The sequence below is a fragment of the Bacillus sp. BC05(2025) genome, assembly GCF_056725905.1.
Window position 1 is genome coordinate 43507 of record NZ_JBWYRA010000005.1, and the last position, 18387, is coordinate 61893.

At 32.8% G+C, this 18387-nt stretch carries 13 protein-coding genes; all 13 read left to right on the forward strand.

Annotation, left to right across the window (positions count from 1 at the left end):
- Positions 1-2 precede the first annotated feature (2 nt).
- Positions 3-3452 (forward strand): DNA translocase FtsK, encoded by a 3450-nt coding sequence (locus ACZ76X_RS17725; RefSeq protein WP_479851217.1) that lies wholly within the window; start codon positions 3-5, stop codon positions 3450-3452.
- A 369-nt stretch (positions 3453-3821) separates the two neighbouring features.
- Positions 3822-4352: an RNA polymerase sigma factor SigX gene (locus ACZ76X_RS17730; RefSeq protein ID WP_479851218.1), complete on the forward strand. Its 531-nt coding sequence runs from the start codon at positions 3822-3824 to the stop codon at positions 4350-4352.
- A 3-nt stretch (positions 4353-4355) separates the two neighbouring features.
- Entirely contained in the window at positions 4356-5333 is a 978-nt protein-coding gene (locus ACZ76X_RS17735) for a DUF4179 domain-containing protein (protein ID WP_479851219.1), read from the forward strand.
- 726 nt (positions 5334-6059) lie between these two features.
- On the forward strand, positions 6060-7043 hold the full coding sequence (locus ACZ76X_RS17740) for an RNA-binding protein (protein ID WP_479851220.1): 984 nt from the start codon (positions 6060-6062) through the stop codon (positions 7041-7043).
- Between the two features lie 9 nt (positions 7044-7052).
- On the forward strand, positions 7053-7979 hold the full coding sequence (locus tag ACZ76X_RS17745) for a hypothetical protein (RefSeq protein WP_479851221.1): 927 nt from the start codon (positions 7053-7055) through the stop codon (positions 7977-7979).
- Positions 7980-8202: 223 nt separating this feature from the next.
- The gene (locus tag ACZ76X_RS17750) at positions 8203-8490 is read left to right on the forward strand and encodes a hypothetical protein (RefSeq protein ID WP_080545637.1); all 288 of its coding nucleotides are present in this window, start codon (positions 8203-8205) and stop codon (positions 8488-8490) included.
- A 1263-nt stretch (positions 8491-9753) separates the two neighbouring features.
- Positions 9754-10038 carry a hypothetical protein gene (locus tag ACZ76X_RS17755; RefSeq protein WP_479851222.1) on the forward strand — a complete coding sequence of 95 codons (285 nt, stop codon included), beginning with the start codon at positions 9754-9756 and terminating at the stop codon, positions 10036-10038.
- Positions 10039-10548: 510 nt separating this feature from the next.
- Complete coding sequence (locus tag ACZ76X_RS17760) at positions 10549-10713, forward strand: hypothetical protein (protein WP_000428865.1); 165 nt, start codon at positions 10549-10551, stop codon at positions 10711-10713.
- A gap of 121 nt (positions 10714-10834) precedes the next feature.
- Positions 10835-12214, forward strand: a complete 1380-nt coding sequence (locus ACZ76X_RS17765; protein ID WP_479851223.1) for a radical SAM protein — start codon at positions 10835-10837, stop codon at positions 12212-12214.
- Positions 12215-12230: 16 nt separating this feature from the next.
- A complete protein-coding gene (locus ACZ76X_RS17770; RefSeq protein ID WP_479851224.1) occupies positions 12231-13685 on the forward strand; it encodes a radical SAM protein in 1455 nt (484 codons plus the stop codon).
- A 66-nt stretch (positions 13686-13751) separates the two neighbouring features.
- A complete protein-coding gene (locus ACZ76X_RS17775; protein WP_479851225.1) occupies positions 13752-14993 on the forward strand; it encodes a zinc metalloprotease in 1242 nt (413 codons plus the stop codon).
- Positions 14941-15687 carry an ABC transporter ATP-binding protein gene (locus ACZ76X_RS17780; protein ID WP_479851226.1) on the forward strand — a complete coding sequence of 249 codons (747 nt, stop codon included), beginning with the start codon at positions 14941-14943 and terminating at the stop codon, positions 15685-15687. The genes ACZ76X_RS17775 and ACZ76X_RS17780 overlap by 53 nt, the downstream gene beginning before the upstream one ends.
- On the forward strand, positions 15678-18230 hold the full coding sequence (locus tag ACZ76X_RS17785) for an ABC transporter permease (protein WP_479851227.1): 2553 nt from the start codon (positions 15678-15680) through the stop codon (positions 18228-18230). Before ACZ76X_RS17780 ends, ACZ76X_RS17785 begins: the two co-directional genes overlap by 10 nt.
- Positions 18231-18387 lie beyond the last annotated feature (157 nt).

Here is an 18387-nt window from a genome sequence, read left to right on the forward strand (position 1 = left end):
CTATGGGGACACTTAAACAACGGTTACCGTTATTTACTACACTCACCTTAATTAGTGGATTTATTTTTTCATTTGGATTCGGTCTAGTAAACTACATAAAGTTACTTTACTATGCATTTGAACCACCTTCTTATCCTATAGAAATTACATATATACCGCTTATTTTAATGTTCTTCTCTTTACTATTAGGAGAATTTAGCTTTAGGTTTTATAGCCGCATTCCTGCTTTACATGTCAAAAATGGAAATTTGTTAATTTTAATTACCTCTCACATTGCAATTGATATCCAATTTTTATGGTTTGCAACTGCTCCGATCCATGCAAAGGTTATTCCTTATCTCACGGATAAATCAAAACATATTAATTTTGGTGAATATGAGGCAATAGGCCAGGTTTTAACAGGGAATTTTCACACACTCACTTTGATTTTTGTATTTTTACCCACAGTATTTATGATTTTGTTTACACTTTGGTATAGTGGCCATATTGTTCGTTACCGAGGGGAGATATTAAAGTGGGCACAACAATACGAATATAAAAATCACAAGTTGCAAAAATGGTTTAATAGCCAAGAAGAACAAATATATCCTGATGTAGAAATTGGGCCTCATATTGAGCATAAAGAGATGGTTCGTATTAAGGGAAAAGATAGAACGCTAAATGGAATTATTATTGGTCCGATTGGTTCTGGTAAAACATCAAGTTTAATTATTCCTATGATAAATCAAGATTTACACTGGATGGTACGTTTCATAAATAAGTTTGAAACAGCGTATAAAAAGAATGATTATGATACAGAAGAAGTAAAAGGAACATATTTAAATGGTGTGACTGTTATTGAACCTAGTAATGATTTATGTCAAAAAGTATTTAAGTTGGTACAAGCACATAAGATCCCTGCAAGTTCTGTTTACTATATCGATCCAACTAATCCTGATACCAAAAATATAAACATTCTGCGAGGACCAGTTGATAAAGTAGCAGAGGTTTTCGCAATGGTTATTCAAGGTTTGTCTGAATCTAACAATGCGTTCTTTGAACAAGCCCAGCGTAACCACCTTAAACAACATATCTATTTACTAAAACTACACAACCCACAAAAAGATGTTACCTTCGACGACTTAATTGAGATGTATGATGATGTAGAACGTGTCCATCGTATGCATAAACTTTTAAAGGTACAAGTAGAGAAGTTATATGATTTTGTTCAAAGCGGGGATGCTTCACGTGACCAAAAAAATGAATATAAAATTATAAAAGGTATTGATGAATGGTTTGATAATACCATTCGTGAAAAAACAGGCTTCCAAGGAGAACCAGCAGTTTATAAATCAGGGAAATATCGCGGACAACCAATGCATTATGACAGAGAAGAAGAATATGTTAAAGGTTTACGTAATATCTTAAAAGATTTGGCTTCTAACGTTTTAATACGACGCGTTTTATTTGGAACATCCGATTTTGATTTCGATGTTCATTTAGAGCAGGGGGGCATTTTACTTGTTAATACAGCGAAAGGGGAGTTAGCAGACCTTTCAAACGTATTAGGAAAATTTATATTGTTAAGTATGCAGAATGCAGTATTCCGTAGAGCGCCAAATATCTCACCTTACCATCACATTATTGTCGATGAGTTTCCGGATTATGTGGTGCGGCCATTTAAAGAATTCCCTGCACAATCTCGTAAATATAAAGTAATTCTAACAATTGCTAGCCAAACACTATCTCAATTAGCTCTCGACTTCACAGAGCAATACATGTTTACCTTACTGGGCTCATTCCGTAACAAAATGATATTTGGAGACGTAACGCCATATGATGCAAAAATCTTCTCTGACATGTTTGGTGAAAAAGAGGAATTTAAAGAGGCGGAATCCGAACAAGGTATTTCTCCTATGCAAGAGAATCCTGTTAGTCGATTAGGATCAACCTATCAGAAAACAAAAGAAGTTATTATGTCACCAGGAGATATCATGGCACAAGGTGCATTCATCTGTGCTGCCCGTATTGTACAAGACAATCATGTGCAACCTGTACAACAAATTACAAGTAACTTTGTACCAAAAGAAGAATTTGCCCAAGCAATCATTCAAGTAGATATAGAAACAGGCCAATATTGGGAAAATGAACGTCTGCGCCTTATTAATGAATCTATTGCAAAAGCAAATCCTATGAAGCATGTAGATGCAGAAAATAAGAGGAAAACACAACCGTTACCGCCTATCCGAGAAGTTGAGATTGAACATAATAGCTCCATAGAAACAAACGGGAAGCATCAATACATTGTATCATCAGAGGATTATAAGGAACATAAGTCTCAAAATGAAACCTTACCTAATGATTCCATAGCAATGAGCCAGCAGGGAAATGTCGATAATGAAATTGAAAATAAGTTGTATGAAGATATTAAGGAATTTATTATCGAATCACAACAAGTCTCGCCATCTTTTCTGCAAAGAAAATTCAAGATTAGCTATATGAAATCTATGCAATATATTGAGAAGTTAGAACAAAATCTAGTTGTAAGTTCTTACACAGGGGATGGTCCTCGTAAAGTATTAATTTCAAATAATAGCAGTACATCAAAAGAAACAAGTGTTAATACTACTCATTCATCTGACAATACTATTTCACCGGAAGTAGCAATTCCAATTGAAGGCGAGGGAATCGAACAAGAGGAAACTAGCTCCTTTAAAGATATTCTATACGACGATGTTTTAAGTTTTGTGAAGGAATCGGGAAGTATCTCTATCTCTGTACTACAAGATACGTTTAAAATTAGTTATACACGTGCATCAAGATTAATAGATGCCCTACAACGAAATGGTGAACTGCCTGTTATAACAGAAGAAACACATCTAGAAAGTATAAGCTCTGAAATAAAAGAACCGGTCGTGAAAGAAGATATTAAAGAAACCATAGATATAGAATTACCTCCTGTGGACGAATGCTATGAAATAAACATGGAGGTAGCAAAACTAAACAAAGAATTATCTATTACTATGTTAGAGCAAGATTGGAATGAAGACACCATTATTCATTCCATGATTCCTGATGAGACCGAAACACTGTTTGAAGAATTCCCATCTGAGGGACCTCCCGTTACTATAACAGCGGCAGAAGAAACTCATGTAGAAATCAACACGGTTCCAGTTGAAGAAATGCTTAATCATACCGAAGAAAACAAGCTAGATGAAGATGTAGCAAAAGTTTACGAATCTATTAGTATTACGGTTCAAGAAAACTTAGAAAAAAATAGAGAAACTCATTCGAAAAATGATGAGAAGCAACCCGAATATAACCCCATGAGTTACAAAGAACGCCAAGAGCAGTTAAAATCTCAGCAAAAAAATAAGAATAATACTACACAGTCGCTGCTTAATAAAAATGAGAAACAAAAGCACAAAACATCAAACGTAATGAGTAAGGAATTGAATAATTTCTTTTATTAATAGTTTGTAAACCTTAAATTAAACCTAGTATTGGTCTAGCCAGCATTTCGGAAAAAAAGCTAAGCAACAAAAAAATAAGCTGTCTATTTAGACAGCTTATTTACATAAAATTCGTTATCGGAAATAAAAAAGAATTGTACGTTTTAGACACAATTTAGTAATAAGTTAACTGTTTTCTTGTACATCAATAGAAAACTACTGCAAGAGTTATAGTTTTATGTTTTCATATCCCTTTTGGCATTTATCTTTTAATTAGATGAATGCTTTTTTAGTAAATAATAAAAAAAAATCAGAAAAACTGTCACAAAATCCGTTTTTCTGGTTTCTCTATAATACAGGCATCAAATTGAAAGTGAGGTTTAAACTAACATGTTAACTATAGGAAATGGGGAAAGTTATGCTTCTGATATGACCTTCGAAGATCTATTTAAGCAGTACTATGCTTATGCTGTGAAACAGATTATATGGATTGTTAAAGATCAATCTATTGCTGAAGAGTTAGCACAAGAAGTTTTTTTACAATTATATCGTAGTGATTGGAAAGTAATTGAAAACATACCTGGATGGTTGATTAAATCTTCTACTTATGTAGCTTATAATCATTTGCGATCTGAAAAAAGGCATCAAGCGAAGATTGATAAAGAAATACAATACCATGAAGTACAAAATATTCCATCATTAGACGATGATTGGATAAGAAAAGAAGAAATTAAAAAGGTCCAAACGATACTAAATAAAATGAATAATCGAGAACGAACTCTTTTACTCATGAAATTCTCTGGTTTTCAATATAAAGAAATTGCAGAAATACTTCAAACAGAAATATCTTCTATTGGAACATTATTAGTCAGAGCCAAAATGAAATTTTGCAAGATTTATAAACAAATAGAGGAGGCATAACAAATGAAATGTTATGATATCGGATTTATTCAAACATATATTGATGGGGAACTTTCTTATGATACAAGAAAAGAATTCACGAAGCACCTAGATACATGTGAAGCATGCCAAAATTTATTAGTAGAAATCAGTAAATTAAACAACTGGGAAAACATAATGCTAGATGAAGAATCTGCAAATTCACCACAAGAAATTAAAATTGATGTAGAACAAGCATGGAAAACATTTGAAAGTCGTTCCAAGCTAGACAATGTTTCTCATATAAATCATAAAAAACAACAAAAGAAAGGACTATTTACAAACATGAGTAAAAAATCAAAACGTTTCATTTATACAGCAGTAGCTGGCGCAGCGCTTTTCACAACAGCAATGATTCCACAAGTACAAGTGGCGGCTACAAATGTTGCCTCATATTTTTCTAATGCAGTTACAAATGATGAAGTTGTCAATGAGGGAATAACAGATGAAAATGGTGTCGTACAAGATATGATGAAGAATGGTAAATATATTCCTATTGATGAAAAAATTACAGATCAAGGTATTACTGTACATCTCAAAGAATTATATATATCAGATTTACGTATATCAGTTCATTATAGAATGGAAAAAGCTGATGGAAGTTTAGTACCATTTGAATTTGATACATCAGGATTAAAGCTCGCAAGTGATGGTAAAATTAATGGGCAACAAGAGGAAAACCCTGAGATTATAAATTACGGAAGACTATCATTTATCCATGATTCAGATGATCATCTTCCTTTTGAACTTATGGCAGCAGGTAAAAAATTAAATGATATAGGTATCCGTGATAACGATAGACCAGAAGGTGTTTCTACATTTGTTATAGTTAATGAAGGAAGAGACGAGTTTAAACAGCCCCTTACTTTAGATGTAAATATAACTAGAATTGGAACAGTAAATGGATCTTGGAAAGGTCAATTTAAAATTGATACTTCACATTTGATAAATGAAACGAATTAAAATAAAAAAAAGAATAGAACAATATGTATCTAATGCTCCGTTTCTATGTTGTCTTGTTTTTGTTACATTTATTTCTTATATAGTTTTTACTCTATCTTTTATTTATGATTTAAGTTTATAACCTTAAATTAATCATTTAAGACCATTACAAGAAAAAACTCCCTAAAAAAGTAGGGAAATAAATAATCGGTTCCTTAGCGTGTATAAGGAATCGGTTATTTTGTATCTAAAATGTGTTTAAACGTATATTTTTCTTTTTTTGATATGGTGATTCCTATGAGAAAAAATTGTATATTGTATACATATGAAGTTGACATAACGTCCTATTATCGGTAAAAAGAAAAATAACGGACCCTTATTCTCACAGGGAGTCCGCTTTTTTTGTTCTATGGATCTATTCAATTTTTTATACATTCCTATCTTGTCGCGGTTTTAGGGTTCTCGTTTGTTACTGAATTACTCGAAAAATTGTATAAAATTATGCATACTCTTAGCGTGTTTTTTTCCAAAATACTAGCGGTACCCCTAATAAGGCTGCATTCTAGATATTGATTTAACCTATAGCAAACTTATGATTTTAAAATTATTCTTGCATTTGAATAGAAATACCGCTATATTTGTATTAACGACTATATAAATAAAACATAATTTACGTGAAGGACACACCTTACGTACCATCCCAACGGTACAGGTGTGTCCTTTTTTACGTTCTAGGAGGAAAATATAATGGCAGAAGATAAGACAACCACTCAAACTGTAGAAGAACTTGGAATGACTTTTGAAACAGAGAACCCACAAAGTGACACAATGTTAGAAACAAACTTTAATCAATTTGAGCGAGTACGTGATTATGAACTAGAGGAATTAGCCCGTATGAAACGTGAGCGTACTGTAGGAAAAGGCTTGATTACAGTCGTATCCGAAAAGCTATTCCCGACTAAAAACGGAAAGTCTGGGCGTATACAAGTACTAACAATGCAAATTGGTACTCATACAACAGCATATTGCCCCATTACAGAAGCAGGTATAAATGTTCCTAAAAATCCTCAATGGCTAGTTGGTAGAACAAAGCCTTTAATCATTGAACACTTCCAGAAAACGGAGGAAGGCAACTTTGCTGTTGTATCTATCACAGCAGGGGAATTAGCACTTCAAAAAAGATTATATGAAGAAGTAACAGCGCAAGAAGGAAATAAGGTGTACACAGGAACCGTTTCTGGGCATATACCATCTGCACAAACTGTTCTAGTTGAAGTTCAAGGTATAATAGTAGGAGTGAGGTACTCCCAATGGTCACACTCATTTGTACGTCCGGAGGATATTGTGATTGGGGATGTTATAGAACTTATCATTGATAAAGTAGTAGAAAAGAATGGTCGTTATGAATTTAGAGGAAATAAAAAGAAATTAGAAACAAATCCAATGGACAAACTATTAGAACTAAAAAAACGTCATGACCGCTTTGTAGGTAAAATAGTAGGGATAGATGCAATTGCTGGTATTTTCGTAGAAGTTGCGCCAGGTATTCAATTTAAAGGACTAAAGAGTCGTAATCTTGCCAATCCAACTGCGGAAGATGCAATAAACCAAACCATTGTTACATGCGAGCTGCTTAATATTGATGCCAAAAATAGAAGAGGAACTGTGCGTATCCTAAATTACCCACAAGGACAAAGTAAAAAATCTAATTCGTCAATTTACCAATTTTAATGGATGACTATGCGTACAATAGAAAAACAATTGTCTACGTATGTACCATCTATTCCTCATTTGTCAAATGAGGATGTACAGGGACTTCAAATATATCGAATACATGACCTGGATAAATCCTTTGTATTCCATTCTTATGAGGAATTAGTTAAGTTTAAGCAGCGTTTGACAGAAGAGCAGTATGCCATACTCACTTTTATTGGTGTTCATACATCTGTTCGATTCAATCATTTATTATATTTATTCAAGAACAAATATTCACGTAAGAAAATAAATGATGCACTTCAAGGATTACTTTACTATCGTCTAATTGAAAAATGGCAAGTTGAGAGTTTTGATATGGAGATCTTTGAAGAAACATATACGTTATCCGATAATGGTTATAAGCTCTTAAAATACTGGAAAGGCAATATGTTCTTCTTTGCTCCAGATCGTCTTGATAATCACGGGAAATATGTTCATCTGCGCTATTGGCATGATATAGACCTACTTTGCCACCTGCGTTATGCTCCTTCCTTTATAGGGCATATTATGCATCCATCTATTAGTAAAGGGGTTTTTACCCCTCCTTTAAGTTTTGCTGCGCAGGGCGGAGTAAATCAAGAATTTAATTTTGTTATATACTCCACCTTATTAACAGATAAAAAGGATCGTTTAAGACAAATTATCGCTAGATGGAAAGATTTCGTAGAATCAGGTAAGGATGTCATCATGAAAGGTTTAGGGAATAACCCCACAATCCTAGTTATTTATGTTTCTACTGAAAAACAAGCAAAACAAATTAATAATAATCTACTACTCGATTTAATTCCTGGTAAAGTATTGTTATGTATAGGAGAAACATTACATTTAGAAGGATTACAACATGCTTTTTATCAGCCTCTTGCAGAGGGAAAGATTAAGCAATTAAACACAAAGCTATTCACAATAAACTAAGCCACTCTTACAAGCTATTGCTTTCTTTTAAAGGGTGGCTTGTTTGTTATATAAAAAGCACGAAATATTCAAAAATAATTTAAGGAAACTAATTATCCTGTGTCTACCTCTATACAAAGTACGGGTTTTACGAAATAATATTAATTGATGCCGATTTTAATAACAACGACATATATAAATGTTGTTATTATTGAAATAAAATATACAAGAAAGGAGTAATACATTGCTACGCATACAAAGAGGGTACATGTACGATCCGGATGATAATGAAGTAATTGTAAATGAAATTTTCTACGATGCGGCTTCAGATAAAAAGCTAGGAAGTAAGATGGGGGTATTTTGTGCAGTAAAGCTACCTACTTCTATTTTTCAAAAGGTTAAAGAAAATGAAAGTAAGTCCTATATGGAAAATATTGAAGTTGAAAAAGGAACTATTAGAGAAATACTTTTTTATTTAGACCAAAATCAAAAACCAGAAAAACTATATTTTGAAATGCAGTACATGAATTGATACTCCCACGGCTAAAGCCATATGCTGACTAACGTCAGTGGGATTCTTGCTACCAAAGGCGAAGTCTATTTCTAGTATCGCTGATGTGCAAAATTGCGGTGTGCCATCACCACTCCGTATCCAGTGCATATAGCAGATACGGCACTCGTTCTATTACCAAACGAGTCAGATTGTGAATTCTCAAATGTGTTTTAGCGTCTTGTGCTTGACGACTCAATACATTTTACGGAGTAGAAGAATTTGTTACTCCAACCTCATATGTATTCTGTTTACAGAGAACAAGATTGTTTTAGAGGCTTTTACTTGTCTATTATGAAAATCGTACCATAGTGGGCTTTCCCGTTCGAAAAATCTGTAATACCAAGAACCGAAAATAAGAGGGGATTTGTAGCAGGGGAAATAGGGACATTATTATTTAATACATATAACAACTGCATATAAAACCTCTTCTTATATTCGTTCAATTAAAACAATTGAATACAATATAAAAATAGTTTAATATAAACGTATATTTATTGTTTAATTGATTCTGTTTATTCCCACACCTTACGAGTTGTGGTTGAGTTGTAGAAGCAAGTTATGTTCTTGTTTCAATTGTGAAAGGGCTTCTTTGAGCCGATTAATGTATATAGCTTATTTTGCTATGCACATTTTCAATCGACTTAAAGAAGCCCTTTTTATGTTGTCTTTAAGTTAGGAATCACTTGTAAATAGACCTTGTGGGCTAATAATATGCTAAGTGAGAAGAGCACATATATTGTGCTTTTTTGTTTAAATTAGAGGAGGGATCATATGGAACTTTACAAAGTACGGCATAAGAAAAAGAATGTGAGAGTAATATGTGCTCGTATTTCTTATGAAGCAGTAAGTTTTATTTAAAGGAAACGTACATGATTGCGATTGTGTGGAATAGCTAAACTATCAAAAATTAAGTTCAACCGAACAAACTAAAGTCCTTCATAATCGATATGAAACATTAAAATTACTACAGGATACCTGTAATGAGATAAAAATTACTGGCAGTTCTTATACTCTTGTAGGAATAGTACAATAAAGAATGAATTCATAGCCTAACTTTTTAGTATTCTTAAGATTTTTTGAATTCAAAACAAAAAAAGATATTTAATTATATTTTATGGTAAAGTATGCAAATAAAGGAATATCCAAATTGTGAATTAGGGAATTTATATAGAAATAAGGTACTCGTTGCAATGCTAAAAGCACAAAGAATTAGAAAACGAAAAATGAGAGGAGCACTATAATATGATTACAGTTAACCGAGGATATATGTATAATCCAGATGATAATGAGGTCTTAATTACCGAAATTTATTATGAAACTGCTACCGATACTAAGTTAGGCAGTAAGATGCGGAGTTTATCTTACACAGTTATTCCTAATGAAATTAAAGAAAAAATAGAGGCAGCTGATTCATTATCTTATATGGAAAACATTGAGATGCCTCAACAATTGGCTGTTGTATATCGAGATGAAATTAACATGTATGGAAAACCGGAAAAATTGTATTTTGAATGTACAAATATGTAAGAGGCGAAAAGACATTGAACCAATTGGTTCAATGTCTTTTTTTTAATAAACTACAGAAAAAAGAATGAATAGGAAAAGAAATTTGTTCATTTATAAAATCACCATATCAATTTCCTGAGCCAAAAAGCCTTTAAGAGAATAATATCAACCAATGAATTGGTATAAATGTAAAAAATATGAGAGTGTATCTATTAGACAATCCTAAATTACAACATAAATTAATACCCAAAAACGTATGTAATGTCGTTCCTCAATACTGTTAACATAAGGGTTATAACATCATTTCTATATTAAAATATTTAGAAAGTCTGTCACGAAATATTCGAATTTTTAGAGTTGATATTTACATATGATTCCATTTATTATAATTATTGAGCCGGCTCCAAATAATGGAAAACTTCTGGTATAGCAAAATAATTTTCAATGGATATCAATTTATTTTATATCAGAACTCATTTTCATTTTATTTTATATGAAAACATAGAAATTATAAAAGAGGGGGATTTGAAAATGGAAAATAAGTCTTTTAAAATTCGTTCGGTTAATGAAAACGATCAGCTTTGGACAAAATTAGCTGACCAAATGGAAACACTTGAAAATCGAGATGAAATGGCATGTTTTAACTGTTCAATTTGTTGTGATAATTGCTGCTTTAATTGCTGCTTCCAAGTCTAATCTATACTTACAATAATAAACGTATTTAATACTTATATTATTTAATAATTTTGGGTACTAAATTCAATATTTTCTGTTCTTGCATAGCAAGAACAGAAAATATGTATACAAGGGTGATTTGATGATTATCAACAAGTATCATTTACGCTATCCGTTAAAAGAAGAAGTTCTAATGATTAATACTTTAACTGGTGCAGTGGATTTTTTCTCTCATGACTTAATTGATTTAATTGATAAATTAATATATACGGATTATGAATGTTTATCTGAAGAAGAGAAGCATGCTACTAACATCTTAATTGATAGAGGATACATATTTAAGAATGCTAAAGACCAAGAGCATAGATTATGGCAAGCAAAAAACATTGTAGATGCCGGAAATGAAATGCAGTATGTTATTTGTCCTACATATACATGTAATTTTCGTTGCCCATATTGTTTTGAAAGCCATAGCCTTCATGAAAAAATAACAACCTTAACCGAAGAACAACTTCAAGCAATTATGCATGCTATAGACATATTTCATAGAGAAAGTGGTTACGAAATTGGGATGATTAACCTTTTTGGGGGCGAACCACTTCTTCCATTTACAAAAAATATAGTCAAACAAATTTGTGAAGAGGCTGTTAATCGTAACTTCAAAATTGGCTGCAATACAAATGGCTATCACCTTTCCTCTTTTGTAGAGATTTTCCAAAACTATCGTGATCGAATGAATATTATGGTTACAGTTGATGGACCAAAGAATATTCATGATCAACGACGTATAATGACAGGAGGTCAAGGTACATTTGATCAAATTCAAAAAGGTATTTGTGATTCACTTAATCATGGTATTCGTACCATTGTAAGAGTCAATATAGACCAAACGAATATTGATTATGTCCCACTCCTTGTAGACTATTACCAAAAAAACAAGTTATTTGAAAATGAGAATTTTTCAATTTCTTTTTCACCAGTCACAGATCATACATGTAAGGGCTTAGGAGAAGACCTAATGAAAGGTTATGAAATTGTAAAAAAACTACAAAGAGATATTCCTAACTTTGAAAAATTAGAAAAACAGAAATCCCTTAACGTCGGGGCTGATATGTTTCGTTTCTTTAAACCTATTATGCAGTTAGATTCGGAATTAAAAAATAAAATTGAAATGGTTGTTCCTAATATAGTCTATTGTGAATCAGCTGAAGGTAAACGGGTAGTGTTCGGACCTGACAACCATATATATGCTTGTCCTGATTTAGTCGGTCGATCTGAATTCAAAATTGGAGATTATTTCCCTAAATTTTCTCGTCAAGACTGGAAATGGGAAAAGTGGAAACAATTCAATTCTCTTACCATTCCACAATGTAAATCCTGTGCCTCATCTCCTATATGTGGAGGAGGATGTGCTGCTGAAGCCCTTATAGTTCATGGGAATTTGAATCAACCAAACTGTCCACAAACGGATAAACAGGTTTTCGAATATTTAAATAGCATAAAAAAAGAGATTTTGATATAAGGAGAGGAACTAAGCTATGATAGCAAGTACCTATAATTCAACATATAAATTATCTGATGGGAATTATGTTCTAATCAATTCACTAAGTGGCGCACTCGATATAATTAACACAGACATAAAGAAAGTGTTAGATGATATTAAACGTAATAAAAAATTAACTCTTTATCCTGAATTAGAAGAACTTCTCTCGTTTTTAACAAAACGTGGTTATCTTTTTAAGGACCGTGATGAAGAATTAAATAAACTTACTATTATTCGCGATCGGATGACTCAATCTTTAGCCCATAGTAATTCCGGTGTTACATTCAACGTATGCACAACATATATGTGTAATCTTAGATGTCCTTATTGTTATCAAGGTCATGAAATACATAAAATTTCACATGCTTTAACGCCTGATGAAATAGATAAAATGTTCCAAGCAGTTAATAACATTTTATCTATGGAGAATGAGCGCGGTCGATTTAAGAATGCAACCCACCGCATGATGCTATATGGTGGTGAACCATTACTTCCAACAACTCGTAAGACAGTCGAACAGGTTGTTAAACGTGGAGTAGAAGAATATGGATTTCGTATGTACGCCATCACAAATGGGACATTCTTACATGAATTTTTAGATTTTCTAGAGCCTTACAAAGAGAATTGGGATTATTTCCAAATTTCCATTGATGGACCGAAACATATTCATGATCAACGACGTATTACAGCTGGTGGTACAGGAACATTCGATCGAATTGCCGCTAATATTTCACTGGCATTAGAGCGTGGTTTCGCAGTAGGATTACGCACAAATGTGAATAAAGATAATCTTGCATATGTAAAGGAATTAGCTACCTTTATAGAAAATCAACATTGGAATACTTATCCTAATTTTGGCTGGCAGGTATCTCCTGTTACCGATCATTACGGAGATAATCTACCAAATCATCTTCCAGAGCATGAATTACTAGCTGAAATTTATAATATTTTTGGAGATTTAGAAGAATTCATGGATAAATTTAACGCAAAACTGGGTACAGACCTTAACATTCGTACTTCTAGAATCCGTCAAGCCATACGCACTTTTGACTGGGAGAAGGTAAGCGAACTTGATTCCTGCTCTCCTGTCATGCATAGCTTACCTTATTTTAAAGAATGTAGTGCGCGAGAACATCGTTTCTATGCATTTGGGGCAGAAGGATTAATATACGCTTGTCCAGAGGCCGTAGGTAAGCCAGAAACTGCAGTAGGTTCCTTTTTTCCTAAATACAATTTAGATGCTACTAAGCATGCTATTTGGGATCAAGATATCACTGATTCAGAACAGTGTAGTAGTTGTAGTATCTCTCTATTTTGTGGTGGAGGATGTGCTTATGCTAATTTAATGCGAAATGGTGCCATTAATAAACCTTACTGTAATTATTCACATCAAACCATATCGACTTATATTAAGAAAAATGAAACTGCCTTTTTAGAACTAATTAAATAAAAAGATTTAACTCCACAAATACCTTCGCCATTGTGGGGTTACTTTCTCTTAAAGGATGTGTTTAATTTGACAGTCTCACAAAATTCCTCCCCCAAGCTAATTCCATATAAAGTTTATAATATGGATGTTTGGGAGGAGGGACCGCGTTATTTAATAAAATTTAATAATGGATTACAGTTAAAAGTCACTGAATCACTCAGGAACTTATTTAATTATATGGATGGAACTACATCCATAGAAGATATATGTAAAATGGTACAGGAGAACCACGATGGCAATATTACCATAAAGGAATTAACAGAACTTATAAATGAACATCTATTACCAAAAGGAGTTTTAGTTGGTTCTGAAAAAAAGGCGTCTCATCACTCTGCAATTACATTTAGAATAGCAGTATTTCACGCCTCGCACTTAAAAAAAGTATCCAAGTATTTCGAATTTCTTTACTCTTGGGGAGTATTATTTTTATTCAGTATTTGCTTCACTATAAGCCTAATTCATTATTTTTTTCAGACAAACACAGAAAATATAGCAACTACGTTTGGGTCCATTTATAAATTTTCTATTGCAATTTTACTACTATTATTTTCTTTAATTATTCATGAATTTGGTCATATAGTTGCTGCTTATCGATATAAAATACAGCCGAGAGATGTGGGATTTGGTCTGTATATGATGCGACCTGTTTTATTTGTTGATTTAAGTGATACTTGGCGATTACCTAGAGGACAGAGAGTAGTTATTGACCTTGGTGGTATTTATTTTGAGTTATGGATATTTATATTTTTTGAGTTACTTTATTTTATTTCGGGATATCAGGAATTTTTTATAGCAAATCAATTCATACTTATTACCGTTTTATATAATTTATATCCATTTTTACAATACGATGGATTTTGGGTTCTTACTGATGCTCTAGGAATTGCAAACTTGCATACTAGAACTTTTCAACTAGTAAAAAGTGGTTTACTAGGATACCTTTTTTTAAAATCTAATTATAGAGAACAATTTAATGATACAATTAAAAAGATGAACAAGCACTATAAATTTGCATTTCTTACATATGCTAGCATATATTTTTGTTCAGTCATCACGGCTATCTGGTTCATTCTTCGATATACTATCTACTTATTCACATCGCTAGACTCGTTCACGTGGGGAAATGCAAAAGGTGCCATTATTGTAATAATTGTAGTTTTAATTAGGACTATAATTGTCTTCGCATTAAAATTTAAAAGGGCTGGGAGGGAAAAGGATGCTAAACAAACAAGTAATCCTTCAAGTAGAAAAAATAAAGAAAGCTTATGAAACCGAGGCAGGAACAATCCAAATTTTAAAAGGGCTTAGTACTCAATTTTATTCTGGAGAGGTTGTTAGTATTATTGGTCCTAGTGGCAGTGGAAAATCCACACTACTTGGAATACTGGGATCATTGGATACACCTACCGAAGGACGTATTATTATTGAACAACAAGATATTACCTCCATGTCAGAAGAAAAGCTAGCTGATTTCCGTGCAAAAAAAATCGGTTTTGTTTTTCAATCGTATAATTTAGTTACAACAATGACCGCTCAAGAAAATGTTATGATGGCGCTTATGTGCGCTGGAGTAAAAAGCCAAAAAGAAATGATAACAAAGTCTAGGGAAATGTTGGACCTTGTTGGGATGGAAGAGCGATATCATCATTTACCAAGCCAGCTATCCGGGGGACAACAGCAGCGTGTAGCAATTGCTCGTGCATTAGTAAATAATCCAACCATTGTCATTGCTGATGAACCAACCGGGAACTTAGATTCAAAAACAGGAAAAAATATTTTAGACTTGATTTTTCAGCTACGTGATCAACTCCATATGACATTTATTATCGCTACACATGATACGCATGTGGCAAAACTTTCAGATCGTGTTTTAAAAATGGAAGATGGTCTCCTAGTTCAAGAAACTCTTAACAACCATACAAAATCTAGTAAACAAGAAGGTGGCATAACATCATGCTACTAAAATCTGCACTACGTAGTTTAGCGCGTAATCGTTTAAGAACTTTTTTTACAGTGTTCAGTATTTTAATAGGGGTAGCTAGTTTCTTTTCTATGTCCATGTTGGTAGAGCTAGTTCCTCGATCTATTCACGAATCTTCTAAAATCCTTTTAGGAGGAGATGTGTCAGTCCAATCCTATTTAAAACCGATGGATCGTGAAACTCTTATTTCTTCCATACCTAAAGAAGAACAGAAAGCGCTCACAACTTCTTTATTAGGTCAAAGTATGGTCAAATCTGATCAAAAAACAACAAGCTTAATCGTAAAAGGAATTGAAACGAATCACTATCCTTTCTTTGGTGATAATCTGTTTCCTAAGATTCGCACTTTACATAAAGATGAACTTCTACTCTCCAAAAATACAGCTGATCGTTTGCAAGTTAAAATAGGAGATCGAGTAGAGATTCCGAATCGTTCTACTGGGGCCATGTCCTCATATAAAATCAGTGGTTTAGTAGAGGGTGTCCAAGAATCCTATGGCGATGCTTCGATTTTTGGAACTGCCTATTTACATTTAGATCAAGTACAGCAACTCTTAAATGTACCTACAGGTACAATTAATGAAGCATTAATCTTATTAAATGAGAATGTTAATACTACTTCTTTTAAAAAGAATATCCAAAAACAATTACCACAAAGTAGCGTAATAGATGTTCAGGATAAAGAACTAGAGAGACAAAAAGATTTACGGATGTTGTTACCATTTCTTCAACTGTTCAGCGTATTAGCCCTTGGAATTGCTGCTATTACTACTTCTAACACAATGAAAGTCATTATTGCTTCACGCACGCATGATATCGCTGTTATGAAGTCAGTAGGAATGAAAACTAAATATATTATTCGATATTTTCTATTAGAAGCATTTTGGTTAGCGATTCTCGGAACAGTTGGTGGGATTGTACTTGGCTTATTAGCTAGCGTTTGGCTAACTTCATATCTAGCAGACGTGCTTTCACTACCTCTACATTGGGGAATTTCATGGTCTGTAATTTTCACAACCATTATTGTGGGATTAATTGTAACCTTCGTAGCTTCTTGGATACCTGTAAAAAGTGGCATGCGTGTATCACCACTTCAAATGTTACGTGATACTGAGAATACAAGTGTGAATTATACTTTACCATTTAAAAAGAAATTTCAACTTTTTATATTTATTTGTGGGATTCTTTCTATTTATGTTTATAATATAGCTTTTACAACAAATACAAATGGCAATGCCATCTTTAAGTGGTTTCTTGCTTTTTTACTTACAAATGCAGTTCTATTATTTATTTTTGCTTTTATCCGTTTTATAGGATTTATATATTCTTTATTATTTAAATTAATTGGTGCTATGAAAAACATAATGCCACAAACTCTATTCCTTGCTTTACACAACATGGCTACTACAAGTAAACGAAGTGGTTTATTGGCAGTTACTTTAACTATTGGTGTTGTTTCTGTTGTCTCTAGCCATGTATTTGCAGACAATTTAATTGAATCAGTTCAAGGCCAATTGGAAAAAGAAGCAATGGGAAATCTTCTTATTACCAGTTCCATTCATGATGAAGAGAAAGTTGAAAAACAACTAAACTCTATTAAGGACATAAAAGGATGGAAAAAAGGATATCAATTAGATGGAAGACTCCAAAATATTAACGGGGTAGAAGCCGCATCTATATTTACGAAGAATGCAAAAAATGATAAATTTTTTAGTTCAACTAAAATTTCTATAGAGGGAGTGGATACAACCCTTAATTCTAGAGCTTATACGATTTCCGAAGGACGTGATTTATCTCTATCGGATGCAAAGGGGAAAAAAGCAGTTCTTTTGGACAGCTATAAGAAATTAGGTATGAAAATTGGTGATACAGTTGATATTCAAATTGGAAATGAATTAGTAAACTGCGAAATTATAGGTTTCTTTAAATCTGGTGTAGTGAAAACAGTTGGCATCCGTATCCCAACTGAAACATTAGCTACATATGGGAAACCCAGCCGAATTACTTATTCTTTAGATAGTGATCCACAAAAAACAAATGCTATATTAACAAAGTTAAATGAAAAACTTCCTAGTTCAGCAATGGCATATTCCATTTCTGCTACAGCAATCGATAGTCTTCAGTATATTATTCAAATGCAAAGTGCATTCTTCTCAATTGTAGCACTGTTCGCATTTTTAACGGCTGTTCTCACAATTGGAAATCAAGTTGTCATTCGCTTAATGCAACAGACACGGGATGTTGCTATTATGAAAACAGTTGGTATGTCTTCTAGTAATTTGATGAAATCCATTTTATTAGAAAATATGATTATCTCCCTATCAGCTGGATTAGTTGGTGCTGGAATTGCATTAGCCTTTTCAGGTATCATTTTGCGCTTCTTGTTCCAAATGCCGATGAAAATAGATATGACTTGGTCTATTTTAGGCATACTTTTATCTGTTATAACAACAATCATTGTGGTGTGGATAGCAGCAAAACAATCATTATCAGCTAAACCTATACACCTTTTACAAAATAAATAAATGAATAAAAAAGCGTATTTTGATCCCTAGTCAAAATACGCTTTTTCCCATCCCTAACATATTAAAAATCATAATTATCTCAATCAACTTAGATTCCTGAATTACAACTTTTTAAATATAAAAAATAATAAATAGTAATATTTTTTGTGAATAAGTT

Excerpts from the sequence above, each read along its gene's own strand:
- ACZ76X_RS17770 (WP_479851224.1), top strand. The coding sequence starts at position 12,231 with ATGATAGCAAGTACCTATAATTCAACATATAAATTATCTGATGGGAAT.
- ACZ76X_RS17725 (WP_479851217.1), top strand. The coding sequence starts at position 3 with ATGGGGACACTTAAACAACGGTTACCGTTATTTACTACACTCACCTTA.
- ACZ76X_RS17755 (WP_479851222.1), top strand. The coding sequence starts at position 9,754 with ATGATTACAGTTAACCGAGGATATATGTATAATCCAGATGATAATGAG.
- ACZ76X_RS17730 (WP_479851218.1), top strand. The coding sequence starts at position 3,822 with ATGTTAACTATAGGAAATGGGGAAAGTTATGCTTCTGATATGACCTTC.
- ACZ76X_RS17760 (WP_000428865.1), top strand. The coding sequence starts at position 10,549 with ATGGAAAATAAGTCTTTTAAAATTCGTTCGGTTAATGAAAACGATCAG.
- ACZ76X_RS17740 (WP_479851220.1), top strand. The coding sequence starts at position 6,060 with ATGGCAGAAGATAAGACAACCACTCAAACTGTAGAAGAACTTGGAATG.
- ACZ76X_RS17735 (WP_479851219.1), top strand. The coding sequence starts at position 4,356 with ATGAAATGTTATGATATCGGATTTATTCAAACATATATTGATGGGGAA.
- ACZ76X_RS17745 (WP_479851221.1), top strand. The coding sequence starts at position 7,053 with ATGCGTACAATAGAAAAACAATTGTCTACGTATGTACCATCTATTCCT.
- ACZ76X_RS17785 (WP_479851227.1), top strand. The coding sequence starts at position 15,678 with ATGCTACTAAAATCTGCACTACGTAGTTTAGCGCGTAATCGTTTAAGA.
- ACZ76X_RS17765 (WP_479851223.1), top strand. The coding sequence starts at position 10,835 with ATGATTATCAACAAGTATCATTTACGCTATCCGTTAAAAGAAGAAGTT.
- ACZ76X_RS17780 (WP_479851226.1), top strand. The coding sequence starts at position 14,941 with ATGCTAAACAAACAAGTAATCCTTCAAGTAGAAAAAATAAAGAAAGCT.